The sequence below is a fragment of the Rhodoplanes sp. genome (assembly GCF_013377085.1).
Classification (GTDB): domain Bacteria; phylum Pseudomonadota; class Alphaproteobacteria; order Rhizobiales; family Xanthobacteraceae; genus Rhodoplanes.
Genome location: NZ_JACAAX010000044.1, coordinates 44902 through 57318, shown reverse-complemented (window position 1 = coordinate 57318; position 12417 = coordinate 44902). Strand labels below are relative to the sequence as shown.

The following is a 12417-nucleotide window of genomic DNA, read 5'->3' as shown; positions in this document are numbered from 1 at the left end:
TGCGTATGAGGGACATCGCACCGCGATGTCCCTTTGCGTATGAGGGACATCGCACTGCGATGTCCCTTTGCGTATCGATCGACCGCTGCGTCTCGATGTCGCGTCAGCGGGCGCGTGTCGCGGCGTCCGTTGTGGCGTTCAGGCGGCCCGCACCGTGGCGAGAAACTTCTCCACCTCCAACCGAAGATGGTTGCTCTCGTCGGCGAGCCGTCCGGCCGCGACGTGAACGTCGCCGGAGGCCGCCCCGGTCTCCTCGGCGCCGCGGCTCACCGCCGTGATGGTCTCCGCCACCTGAGTTGTTCCCGACGCCGCCTGCTGGATGTTGCGCGAGATTTCCGCCGTCGCCGCGCTTTGCTGCTCGACCGCGGCCGCGATCGCCGACGACACCTCGGCGATCTGGCCGATCGTGCCGCTGATCTCCTTGATGGCCGCGACCGACTCCTGGGTCGCCGCCTGCATGCCGGAGATCTGGGCGCCGATCTCGCCGGTCGCCTTGCCGGTCTGAGCGGCCAGCGCCTTCACCTCGTTGGCCACCACGGCGAAGCCGCGGCCGGCCTCGCCGGCGCGCGCCGCCTCGATCGTCGCATTGAGCGCCAGCAGATTGGTCTGCTCGGCGATGGCCGTGATCAGCGCGACGACGTCGCCGATGCGCTGCGCCGCGGTCGACAGCGCGCCGATGCGGGCGTCCGTCCTCGCCGCCTGGCTCACCGCCGCGTCGGCGATGCGGCTCGAGGACTGCACCTGGCGGCCGATCTCGTGGATCGACGAGGTCATCTCGTTGGTCGCCGCCGCGACGGCCTGGACGTTGACCGAGGCCTCCTCGGATGCGGCGCTCACCGTCACGGACATCTGCTGGGTCGTGTCGGCCGTGCGGGTGAGCGTGCCGGCCGTCGCCTCGAGCTCGGTCGCCGACGCCGACACCGAGCCGATGATGCCGCCGACCGCCGTCTCGAACCGATCGGCGAGCTGCACCATGTCGGCCTTGCGCTGCTCCGCGGCGCGCGCCTCGGCCTGCTTCTGCTCGGCCTCCAGCCGCTCGTGCGCGACGGCGTGCTCCTTGAACACCTCGACGGCGCGCGCCATCAGGCCGACCTCGTCGCCGCGGTCGAGCGAGGGGACGACGACGGTGTGGTCGCCGTTCTGCAGGCGTCCCATGATCTGCGCGAGCGCGGCGAGCGGCCGCGTCTGCCAGCGCAGCACCGCATAGAGGCCACCGCCGATCAGCACGGCGGCGGCGAGCGCCTGCAGGGCGATGCTGCGCAGCAGGGCGTCGAGCACGCTGAGGAACTCGCTCTGCTTCACGCCGACGAACAGCACCCCGATGGTGGTGCCGGAGGCGTCCTTGATCGGGTCGTAGGCGGCGAAATAGGGCACGCCGAGAATGTCGGCTTCGCCCCGATAGGGAATGCCGCGCACCAGCACGGCGTCATGGGCGGGGCCGACGAGCTTGGTGCCGACCGCGCGGGCGCCCTTGGCGTCGAGCACATTGGTGGTGATCCGCGTGTCGCGCTGGAACACGGTGGCGGTGCCGCCCACCAGCGTGCGGATGCGGTCGACCAGCTCGGTGTCGCCGTTGAGGGTGCGGGAGCCCGCCGTCATGGTGTCGCCGGCGAGCCGCAGCGCGCCGCTGTTGCGCAGCACCTCCCAGGCGACGCGCATGTTGGACTCCTGGCGGGTCTGTGCCTGGGCCCGCAGCTCGCGGTCGACCTGGGAGTAGACCACGCCGAGCAGGCCGATGCAGAGCAGCGCGATGCCGAGCACCGTGAGAGCGGACATCTTGGTCGGCAAAGACATGCGCGCGAGAAGATCGAAACGTTTCACAGCATGCTCCAGTGCAGACCGCCGGCCGTGGGGACGGCAGCGAGGATCGGACGGATGACGGCTGCAGGGACGGTTCGGGATCCGAAAGGCAGTCGATGGCTGGAATCAGAATCGGTTGCGGTTCGGACCCGTGCCTTCGACGAGTCCGGGACGTTTGGTCCTGTTCCGACTATTGATCCAGGGTCTGTTAAGATCGACTGAAAATGGCCGGGGAACGATCATCTGATCAGGTGATGACACGTATGCAGATTCGCCAAGGTGGCGCGCGGCGGGGCGTTCGCCGGTCTCGTCCGCTCAGGTGATCGACAGCACCAGGCCACCGTCGACCCGCACGGGCGAGCCGGTGATGGCACCGCCTTCGTGCGACACCAGGAACGCCACCACGTCGGCGATCTCCTCCGGCCGGATCAGCCGCTTGATGATCGAGGTCGGCCGCGCCTCGTCGATGAAGGCGCGCTCGCCCTCGGCCGTCATCGGCCGTCCGTCCGCCGCGAACATCGCCTCGACGCCCTCGGTGCGGGTTGGGCCGGGCAGCACGGCATTGACGGTGACGCCAGTGTCGGCGAGCGCCTGGGCGAAGCCGCGCATCAGCGCGAGGTCCGCCGACTTCGAGAAGCCGTAATGGATCATCTCGGTCGGGATCTGGATGCCGGATTCCGACGACACGAAGACGACGCGGCCGAAACCCTTTTCGCGCATGCGCGGGCCGTAATGACGGGTGAGGCGTACGCCCGACATCACATTGGTCTCGAACATCCGCTGCCAGTCCTCGTCGGGAATCGCAAAGGCGTCCTTCACCTCGAAGATCCCGACATTGTTGACCAGGATGTCGACCGCGCCGGCCGCCTGCGTGATGGCGACGATGCCGCGCGCCGTCGCGGCGTCGCCCGGTGCGGCGAAAAGCTCGGCCTCCGGCACGGCCGCCTGGATGCTGTCGATCGCCTCGGCGACGTCCTCGTCGCGGCGGCCGTTCACGGCGACCGTGGCGCCGCAGGCGGCGAGCTTCTTCGCCACGGCGTGGCCGATCCCCTTGGTCGAGCCGGTGACGAGGGCGCGCAGCCCGGAGAGGTCGACATGCATGGGGGACTCCTGAACCCTGGCTGAACTCCGCCCAGGCTGCGGGGGCATTGCGGCGCGGCCGCGGCGCGGCTGCTCAGACCCGTCCGGCCGGTGCCGCGTCGGCGCGGCGGTCGGACGCCGGATCGCGGTCCTCCGGATGGCGCGCCACATAGGCGGCGACGAACGAGCAGAGCGGCACAATGCGCAGGCCGCGGGCGCGGGCCTGGTCGAGCGCCCCGCGCACCAGCCGCGACGCCAATCCGCCGCCGCGCAGCGCCGGCGGCACCTCGGTATGGGTGAACGTGATGGTGTCGCCCGACATCCGGTAGGCGGCGACCGCCAGGTCGTCGCCGGTGCCGAGCTCGAAGCGGGAGAGGGCGGGGTTGTCGCGGACCGTGTCGCTCATCCCTGCGAGATAGGGTGTCGCCGCGCCGGCGCAAGGCAGCACTCCCAGCCGCTCCTCGGCGCGCTCCGGCTGGCCGCGCCGGGCGGCCTCTGAACCTTGGGCGGCACGACTGCGACCAACGTCCTGCGGTCCGGTTCCGCCACGGGGACGGCATGGCATTCGGATTCATTTCTATCCCGCTCGACGAGGCGCGCGAGGGCCTCGATCTCGAAGCGCATTTCGGCGACCGCACGACGCTCGACGACATCGTCATCGCGTCGCCGCGGCCGTCGCTGCTGGTGGTGCGCTACAGCGGCAACCACGCGGTGGCGGCCGGCGATCTCGACATGGACGGGCTGGTCTCGGCGAGCGTCGCCGGCATCGTGGTCGACGGCGATCTCGAGCTGTTCGGCGCCGTCGTCAACCGGCGGGCCGGCGCCCACCCGGCCTTCCTGTGGGTGCGCGGCAGCCTGCATTGCCGGGCCGTCGCGGTCGGCCGCATGGATCTGGTCGTCGACCGCAACGTCACGGCCGGCCTGATCGTGGCGACCGGCGAGGACGGCCATCTGGCGATCGGCGGCGACGTGCATGCCGAGCGCATGGTGGTCGAGGACGGCGCGGTGGCGAGCGTCGGCGGCCATATCGCGGCGCGCGGCTGGAACGGCTCGGACAACGCCCAGGTGGCGCTGCGCCGCAGCCGCTGGGCCGACGAGCTGCGCCCCGAGCTGCGCGACGAGTTCTTTCGCGGCGACGGCGCGCTCGCCTGCACGGGCGCCGAGCTGGTCCAGGCGCTGTTGGCCGGGCGCGACATTTTGCGGCCGGAGCCGTGAGGCTTCGGACCTCGGCCGGGGCGCCATCGGTCACAATCTCGGCGTATCCGCGGCCGAGAGGAGATCGTGACCATACGAGATCGTGACGGCGGAACACCGTTTGCCGCCGCGAGTCGGACAGGGGCGGGTGGTGACGGAGAGATCGGTCCGCCGGACCGTTTCGGCCGGGACGCAGTCCGGAGCACGGCGGCGGGCGGCCGCCTGGGTCTTGTCGCTTTCGGCCCTGCTGGTCGCCGCCTGCGGCCTGACTGCCTTCGACGAGACCGCATCCGCCCAAAGCGCAGAGCACGTCGACCGCAACCGGCCCGGCGCGACGGCCCGTCAACCCGTGCCGCGCGTGCCGCTTGCGCGCGTTCCGGTACGTCTGGGCGCGCAGGGGCCGGGGATGCCGGGCGCTCAGGCCCCAGTCGTTCGCGGTCCGCTCGCCCGCATCCCGCCGGCCGGCGCACCCGGGATGCGTACGCCCGCCTATGGTGCCCCGGTGACGGGGCCGGCCGCTTCGGCGTCGCCCGGCCCGGTCCCGACGATGCGTGGTCCCGCCGGCGCGCCACCGGCCGCCTCCGGGCCGCCCGGCCCGCAAGGGCCGCGTTTCGGCTCACCGCCGGCGGCCAGCATGCCGCCGTCGGTCCGGGCCTCCGCCGCTCCGTCTCCGCAGCCTGCAGCGTTCTCCCGTCCCGCCGGACTGCCGGCCCGCAATGCTTTGCCGCGTCCCGGGACGCTGCCGCAGCCCGACGCGATGCGACCGGCCGCCCGGCCGGGTCAGGGCCCCGGCCAGACGGCGGCACTGCCGCGCGGAAATGAGCTGCCGCGCGGCAACGCACTGCCGCGGCCCGGCGGTGCCTTGCCGGCAGCCAATCGACAAGGCGCGATGCCTCCCGGCGCTCGTCCCGGTACGGTGCCGGGTCCCGGCACGGTGCCGGGCCCGGGCTTCGGGCGTCCGGGATTTGCGCCCGGACCCTATCGCTCGCCCGCCGCCGCCGCGTGGGCGGGCATACGGCAGCGCTATTACGTGCCGCCGCCGCCCAGCGCCGGCCCGCCGCCCGGCCTGGGCATCGGCCGCAGCGAGCACGAGCGCGTCTACAGCGGCCTGCCGCCGGTCGGCGAGACCCGCTACATCCCGCGCGAGGTGGTGGTGCAGATCGCCGACACGGTGCCGCGCGCCGATGTCGAGGCGGCGGCCCGCCGGCTCGGTATCGCCGTGGTGGAGTCGCACAGCTTCGCGGCGGGCGGCCGCACGCTCTACCAGTTCCGCGCCGCCGACGGACGCGACGTCCGCGACGTGATCAGCGGCCTCGAGCGCGACCAGATCGTCGCCGCGGCGCAGCCGAACTATGTCTACCGGCTCGACCAGGCGGCGGCCGTTCCGGCGGGCGATCTCGCACCCGCTGCGGCGCCGGCCCCCGCCGGCGTGGCCCAAGAGTCCGCCACCCCGGCGGCTGCTGCGACCACGGCCGATGCGCCGCTGCCGGCCGGCGATCCCGGCCAGTACACGGTGGAAAAGCTGCATCTCGGCGAGGCGCACGCTTTTTCGCGCGGCCGTGCCATATCGATCGCCGTCATCGACTCCGACGTCGATGCCCGCCATCCCGACATGCACGGCGCCGTGGTCGAGCGCTTCGATCCGGCCGCCACGCCGCCGCGGCCGCATCTGCACGGCACCGGCATGGCCGGCGCGATCCTGTCGGGCTTTCGGCTGCGCGGGGTCGCCCCGGCCGCGACCGTGATCGCCATAAAAGCCTTCGACGAGCGCAACAGCGGGCCCGAGGCGACCACGTTCCAGATTCTCAAGGGTCTCGACCACGCCATCCGGCGCGGCGTGCGCATCATCAACATGAGCTTCGCCGGCCCCTACGACGTGATGATCGAGCGCAAGCTGCACGAGGCCTACGACAAGGGCATCGTGCTGGTCGCCGCGGCCGGCAATGCCGGGCCGAAATCGCCGCCGCTCTATCCGGCCGCCGACCCCGACGTGATCGCCGTGACGGCGACCGACCGAACCGACAAGCCGTTCGCCCAGGCCAACCGCGGCAAGCACGTGGCGATCGCGGCGCCCGGCGTCGACGTTCTGGTGCCGGCGCCGAACGGCGCCTATCAGCTCACCACCGGCACCTCGGTCGCGGCCGCGCATGTGAGCGGCGTGATCGCGTTGATGCTGGAGAAACGGCCGGATCTCACGCCCGACGAGGTGCGCGCCATTCTGGCCGGCAGCGCCGTGGCGCTGCCCGGCTCCACGGCGGTGCAGACCGGCGCCGGCCTGGTCGATCCGGTCAAGGCACTGACCTTCGAGCCGCCCGCGACGGCCGAGCCGGCCGTCGCCTCCGATACGCCGGCGAAGCCGGCGGCGCCCGCCGCCGCGGCTGCAGCGACCGCGGCGACGCCCCGGGCGGCGCAGCCGGCCCAGGCCTCGGGACAGGCGGCGCGATAGCGACCGGCGGGGAGAGCTCGCCGTTTGACGTGGGCTCCTGAAGGATCCGAGTGATCAGCTCGGATTCAGAAAAACTGATGTCAGCCGAACTGATCAGCCGGATCCGGTATCACACCAACCGTCTTTGTCTTCGACCTTCATCGTCATTGCCGGGCTTGACCCGGCAATCCATCGATCTTCGAAAGAACCTCTTCTTTCGAGCGATGGATGCGCGGGTCGAGCCCGCGCATGACGAGTCGGAGTGTATGAAGACTGGTCTCAGTCGTCGATCAGCTCGAGCGCGCGCGAGCGCCAGTCGAGCACGGCCGTCTGCTTGGTCATCTTGCCGGCGAGCGGGCCGAACTCCTCGCGCAGCACGCCGGCGGCGAAGCGCGACAGGAACAGCGACTTCAGCTCGGCCCGTGCCCGGTCGACGCCGATCTCGTCGTAGGGCACCGACGCCAGCAGCAGGAAACCGTCGTCGGGGATGCGGCCGGCCGCCATGTTGTCGACGATGATGGCGGCGGCCTTGCGGAGCGGGTCGGCGAGGTCCGGGCTGTAAGGGCCGATGATCAGCGCCAGATTGGGGGTGTGGAGGAAGTCGAAGCCGCGCCCCAGGCAGATCATCCATTCGCGGTGCTCGACGTCGAGCATGCGCTCCTGCCGCCGCGCCTGCTCGCGCACCTGGGCGATGTGCTCGAGGTTGCCGCGCAGCAGCGGCAGCAGGTCGGCGCGCATCTGCGCCGGCATGTCGGGGAGGAGCGCGGCGAGACGCGGCTCGAGCGTCGCCGCATCGGCGGCCGAGCAGCCGGCGAGATCGAGCGCGGCGCCGTCGGCGCCGTGGATCACCAGCGCGTCCTCGTCGGTCTCGAAGCCGCAGACCAGCGGATAGACGGTGCCGTGGCCGCGCCCGAAAATGTGCTCGACCTGGCCGCGGACCTCGCGGGTGTGGGCGATGGCGGCCGCCGTGTCGTGGCCGAAGCCGGCGCAGCCGCGGCGCGGGTCGCCCTTCGACCAGTGATAGGTGATGAGGAACAGCACGCGGCGGCCGGCGCCGGTCATGCGCGAGACGTGATGCGCCAGCACCTCGCCGAGATGCGGCCAGCCGAGGTCGAAGATGCCGCCGAGATTGCGGAACGGCATCAGGATGCCGGTCGGCGTGTTGGTGGCGACCGGGATGTTGATGCGGCCGTCCATGCATTTCAGCACCGCGATGGCGGTGGGGTGCTCGGCCAGATAGCGCTCGCGCGCCAGCCACGCCTCCGGGCTGCGAAACGCCTCGCCGTGACGGCGGGCGAGGTCGAACACCCAGTCGATGCGCTCGGCGATGGGCTTCCTGTGGATGTCCCGCATGGCGTCCTCCCGGTGGCGCTTGTCGGCCTTTTCCGGAGAGTATAATCGCACCGGTTGCGGTCGTCTCGCTCTGCGTCCGTCGGGGGAGGTGGGGCGGCGTCAGCGCCCGTCGCGCTCTCGCAGCGCCGTGCGCAGCGCGTCGGCGATGATCCGGGGCAGGGCGGCGGTGAGCGCCGCGACCTTGCCGTCGACCGCCGCCAGCCGGCGGACGGCGTCGTCGAGCTTCCTGCCGAGATCGTCGACCTTGCCGTCCATGCGGTCGAGCCGCGCCTCCAGGCCGAGCATCCGGTCGCTGGTGCGCCGCGTCTCGGCGAGGACGTGGCGCGTCACCATCTTCTCGCCGTCGACCTCGCGCTCCAGCACGTCGAGGCGTGCGGCGAGCTGGGTAAATTCGTCCCGGGTGATGATCTCGGTCATGCGGCACCTGCAAGGGTTTGTTCCCGGACTATAAGCCCGGCCGTCCGAACGACAATGATCGGGCGGAAGCCGGAGTCGCGTTGAGGTCGACCGCGCCGCGTACTATATTTTTGCCATGATCCGGTCGTGGCGGAACTCCGTGACCCGCAAGGTCTGGGACGGCGAGCGGCCGAACCAGTTGCGGGGGCTCGATTTCGATGCCGCTACGGATTTGCTGCTGGCCCTCAATGTCGCCAAGGGACCGAACGACCTCGGCCCGCTCAAGAGCCTCGGCCTGCACAGGCTCAAGGGCGATCGCAAGGGACAATGGGCCATGACGGTCAATCGACGCTGGCGGATTTGCTTCACCTTCCGAAAGGGTGACGCTTACGACGTCGAGATCGTCGATGACCACAAGGGATGAATGCCATGCCTCCTGCCGCACATCCGGGTCGGCTGCTGAAACGTGAGCTGGCGGCGCGGGGCCTCAGTGCCAATCGGCTCGCTCTCGACCTGGGCGTCCCGTCGGGTCGGATCACCGATATTTTGAACGGCCGCCGCTCGATCTCGGCCGACACGGCCGTGCGGCTCGGCCGCTGGTTCGGCAACGCCCCGCAGTTCTGGCTCGACCTCCAGAGCCAGTACGACATCGCCATCGTCGAGAAGGAGCGGGGGCCGGAGATCACGCGGCGCGTCCGCCCGGCCGATGCGGCATGAGGACGAATCGAACAGGGCATCCCGGCCGTCGGTGCCCTGGCCCGCTCGTCGCCCGTTAGTAAACCATCAACCACACCGGCGCGCTCGCCTTGCCGGGCGCCGCCGAATGGCGCAGTTTTTCGCCGTCGCGTTGACCAGGAGTAAACCATGAGCGGATCGGACGTCACGGGTATCGCGGGCGACCAGCTTCGAACCATCGTCGAGCGCATCGAGCACATCGACGAGGAGATCAAGGAGCTGAACGAGGCCAAGAAGGAGATCTTCCTGGAGGCCAAGGGCAACGGCTTCGACGTGAAAATCCTGCGGGAGGTGATCCGCATCCGCAAGCAGGACCAGAAGGAGCGCGACGAGCGCGAGACGCTGCTCGACATCTACCTCGCGGCCATCACCAACGCGGCCGTGCCGAGCGCCGGGTCGGCGAAGAAGAAGGCCGCCTGATCGTTCGAGCGATCCCGCTGCGACGACGCCAATCCCCGGCTCCGCCGGGGATTTTTGTTTGATCCTCGATAGACCGGTCGCTGAAGCAGACGAGTTGGTCCGGGGCGCGAGCCGCAGGGTCGCAAGCCCAGACTCCATATCCCCGCTGCTGATTGCTCCCGAGAGGCGTCACGCCGAAACCGGCGTCAGCACGGCCGTAGGGCGGAATAGCGAAGCGTATTCCGCCATCTCGGCGCCGTCGCCTTGATCGATGCAGCGCATGCCGTACCATGGAGGCATGCCCGAGTATCGCCGCGCGTTCGTTCCTGGCGGATGCTGGTTCTTCACGGTGGCGCTGCTCGATCGACGAAGCGCGCTGCTCGTGGAGAAGATCGAGCTTTTGCGGGCGGCGGCGGCCTGGACCTGGCAGCGCTATCCCTTCCACATCGACGCGTTCGTCGTCCTTCCCGACCACCTCCATGCGGTCTGGACCCTGCCGCCCGGCGACGCCGATTTCTCGATCCGCTGGCGCATGATCAAGACGCGGTTCGCCCGCGCCATCCCGCCGACGGAGCGGCGAAGCCGGGTGCGCGTGGCCCGCGGCGAGCGCGGCATCTGGCAGCGGCGCTTCTGGGAGCACCTGATCCGCGACGAGCGCGATTACGCCCGTCACGTCGAGTATTGCCACATCAACCCGGTGAAGCACGGCCTGGTCCGGCGCGTCCGTGACTGGCCCTATTCGTCGTTCCACCGCGACGTCCGCGCCGGCGTGTTTCCGGAGGATTGGGCCGGTGAGGTGGATGTCACGGGCGATTTCGGCGAACGCGACGAGCCGCGTCGTAGGGCGCAATAGCGCAGCGTATTGCGCCGAAGGGCCTGGCCGCGGGAAGGTGCCGAAGATGGCGGAATACGCTTCGCTATTCCGCCCTACGGCGATCCGGGCTACGCTTGCTGCGCTCGTTAGGGCTACGCTTGCTACACTATTCCGCTCTACGAAGATCCGGGCTGCGGCTGCTGGTTCTTAAGCCAATCTAGATAAGAATGTAACCAACGAAATTGGATCCGATCTCCAGCAAGTCGGCGCAGCAATTCTTCGTGACTTAATACAAACTGCAGGTGCGGGCCGAACATTGTTGCCTTTTGGCCAAGGAGGGTCGCAAGTTCGCCCTCTCCGGCTTTGTTTACACTTTCAGTTATTGCGCTGGCAACTGTATTAAATGGTTTAGACTTCTTTAGCCCTTCTATGCCAATGAGCGCTGCAATGCCGCCCAGGATTATGCCCGATACCCCACCGACAGCCCCTCCTACAATTGGTAACGCTCCGCAGGTGGCTCCCGCAATCAGCACAATTGACACGTTTCGGGTAGTGCTGACGCTGTAGGTTGTTGAACGCTCTGGGTGGTTTCCTACGTCGATCTCTTCCGCAGCTTCTTTGACAAATGCTGCCGCTTCGGGATCAATTAAGTCTGGGAACCGTTCAAGCTCGTTCCCCAGTTCAAGTGTCGCTGCCCGCATTGCGCGGTCCGCCTCCGGGCGCCTCTGATATCGTTCTGCGAGTTCGATTAGCTCCAACCCTGCCTTTGTAGAAAGGATAAACGGTCCATGAAGGCTGGTAAGGCTGTCCAATGCTTCTTTGGTTGCGTCCTCTAAGCTAGGCAATAATCGATCTGCAATTTGCCTTTCGGCAGCTGCGGCGGCACTTTGTAATCTTAATCCAAGTCCGTAAAGCTTCGCAAAATCAATATCCTCAACATCACTGCTAATCGTTTCGCCATACAGACAAACAAGTTTAAGTAAACTCGGATGTTCGTTCTCGCTTAGACTGTTTTGCAGCGCTTCGCAGGCTGTTTCGAGGAGAGGTTTTAGACTCCGTATGCGATCGACGTTGTTTCCTGTGTCATCTATTGAGCCCGGGGGTGCAAAAATAATAGCTCCATCGATCGCCATCGTGAAGTGCGGACCAGGGCCTTGTCCTGGTATGTCGGGCGGAAACTCCAATGGCTGCTCGGAGAAGTCGAAATCCGGTAGGCCCTGTTCCCTTCTCAAATGCTGTATTATCTGAATTGTTCGTTCTGGATTCTCGCGCAGCGAAAGCGTTTTCAAATACGAATCATCTAGGGGGCAATTTTCGCACCAAATTCCGCCTGCTCTTGGCCGAATAACGCTCGCTCTAGCTAGGTTTGTCAAAGTTGCAAGTGGGGATAAATCCGAAACCTTTGTGTCATCCATATCAATGCGAGTAAGTCCTGTAAATAGACTTAGAGGGGAAATTTCCTTAACCTGAGTGCCGTCAAAATTTATGATCTTAATGCGGTGCAGTCCCTTGATTGGCGTCAATGTAGTAACACGGGAGCCAGCAAGGAAAAGATTCTCAAGATCAGTAAATTTTTCGATTGGAGATAGATCCGATACTGGAGTGCCAGAAACATTTAGATAACTAATCGATGTCAAGTTTGCAATGGCAGACAGGTCCGAAACATACGTACCGCTGATATTTAATTCTTCTAGTTTAATAAGGTCTTGAAGTGCATCAATCTCGCGCACTGGGCATCCGGTCAGTGTTAGGGATTTCAAGTTCAAAAGACCCTTGAGCGGAGATATGTCGCGCACACCAGAGCGGCTTATAACTAGAAATTTCAATCTCGTTGCGGCTGATAATGCCGTGATATCTCTTAAATACGGTGAAGAAACAATTAGGGATTGAAGATTAGTTAAATCGGAAAGTGGTGAAAGGTCGTTAACTAGCGTGTCAGTTAGATACAAATGTGTCAATTGCTTTGCGTCGCGGAGAGGCTCTAGGCTTGTAATGTGAGCTCGGCTAATGTCGATGGCCCTTAAAAAGGGGAGGTCAGTCAGAGGGGGGATCTTATGTAAAGATCTCCGGCCTTTGCCAAGCGTTAAAGAATATTGTTGAAGCGACCGCGCGCGGTCAATTTGCTCGACCGCTTCTGCGTAGACTTCGTCTGGGGTTTTATTGGGTGCTCTTCTGCGTGACCTAAGCGACATGATGCGCTCATTTGGTGAGAATAACCAAT

At 66.9% G+C, this 12417-nt stretch carries 12 protein-coding genes; 6 read left to right on the top strand and 6 right to left on the bottom strand.

Annotated features, from left to right (window positions below):
• Positions 1-138: 138 nt before the first annotated feature.
• The 3 genes from HXX10_RS24140 to HXX10_RS24130 form a co-directional block, all read right to left on the bottom strand.
• Positions 139-1776 carry a cache domain-containing protein gene (locus tag HXX10_RS24140; protein ID WP_296525821.1) on the bottom strand — a complete coding sequence of 546 codons (1638 nt, stop codon included), beginning with the start codon at positions 1774-1776 and terminating at the stop codon, positions 139-141.
• A gap of 339 nt (positions 1777-2115) precedes the next feature.
• Positions 2116-2901 carry an SDR family NAD(P)-dependent oxidoreductase gene (locus HXX10_RS24135; protein WP_296525820.1) on the bottom strand — a complete coding sequence of 262 codons (786 nt, stop codon included), beginning with the start codon at positions 2899-2901 and terminating at the stop codon, positions 2116-2118.
• A 73-nt stretch (positions 2902-2974) separates the two neighbouring features.
• On the bottom strand, positions 2975-3328 hold the full coding sequence (locus HXX10_RS24130; RefSeq protein ID WP_367142022.1) for a GNAT family N-acetyltransferase: 354 nt from the start codon (positions 3326-3328) through the stop codon (positions 2975-2977).
• A gap of 110 nt (positions 3329-3438) precedes the next feature.
• Between HXX10_RS24130 and HXX10_RS24125 the strand changes: the two genes are divergently transcribed.
• Together HXX10_RS24125 and HXX10_RS24120 are read left to right on the top strand one after the other, a co-directional pair.
• Complete coding sequence (locus HXX10_RS24125; RefSeq protein ID WP_296525819.1) at positions 3439-4095, top strand: hypothetical protein; 657 nt, start codon at positions 3439-3441, stop codon at positions 4093-4095.
• A gap of 868 nt (positions 4096-4963) precedes the next feature.
• The gene (locus HXX10_RS24120) at positions 4964-6520 is read left to right on the top strand and encodes a S8 family serine peptidase (RefSeq protein WP_296525818.1); all 1557 of its coding nucleotides are present in this window, start codon (positions 4964-4966) and stop codon (positions 6518-6520) included.
• 258 nt (positions 6521-6778) lie between these two features.
• Here HXX10_RS24120 and HXX10_RS24115 read toward each other — a convergent pair whose 3' ends face one another.
• Together HXX10_RS24115 and HXX10_RS24110 are read right to left on the bottom strand one after the other, a co-directional pair.
• A complete protein-coding gene (locus HXX10_RS24115; RefSeq protein ID WP_296525817.1) occupies positions 6779-7852 on the bottom strand; it encodes a carboxysome shell carbonic anhydrase domain-containg protein in 1074 nt (357 codons plus the stop codon).
• 99 nt (positions 7853-7951) lie between these two features.
• A complete protein-coding gene (locus tag HXX10_RS24110; protein WP_296525816.1) occupies positions 7952-8269 on the bottom strand; it encodes a hypothetical protein in 318 nt (105 codons plus the stop codon).
• Between the two features lie 139 nt (positions 8270-8408).
• Here HXX10_RS24110 and HXX10_RS24105 point away from each other — a divergent pair, with 139 nt between their 5' ends.
• The 4 genes from HXX10_RS24105 (at position 8409) to HXX10_RS24090 (ending at position 10235) form a co-directional block, all read left to right on the top strand.
• A complete protein-coding gene (locus HXX10_RS24105) occupies positions 8409-8672 on the top strand; it encodes a type II toxin-antitoxin system RelE/ParE family toxin (RefSeq protein WP_296525815.1) in 264 nt (87 codons plus the stop codon).
• A gap of 5 nt (positions 8673-8677) precedes the next feature.
• Complete coding sequence (locus tag HXX10_RS24100) at positions 8678-8965, top strand: HigA family addiction module antitoxin (RefSeq protein ID WP_296525814.1); 288 nt, start codon at positions 8678-8680, stop codon at positions 8963-8965.
• Between the two features lie 147 nt (positions 8966-9112).
• Positions 9113-9403, top strand: coding sequence for a DUF2312 domain-containing protein (locus HXX10_RS24095; protein WP_296525813.1), 291 nt, complete (start codon positions 9113-9115; stop codon positions 9401-9403).
• Positions 9404-9680: 277 nt separating this feature from the next.
• Complete coding sequence (locus HXX10_RS24090) at positions 9681-10235, top strand: transposase (RefSeq protein WP_296525823.1); 555 nt, start codon at positions 9681-9683, stop codon at positions 10233-10235.
• Between the two features lie 137 nt (positions 10236-10372).
• On the opposite strand, the gene HXX10_RS24085 is transcribed toward HXX10_RS24090, so the two are convergent.
• Entirely contained in the window at positions 10373-11926 is a 1554-nt protein-coding gene (locus HXX10_RS24085; protein WP_296525812.1) for a hypothetical protein, read from the bottom strand.
• Positions 11927-12417 lie beyond the last annotated feature (491 nt).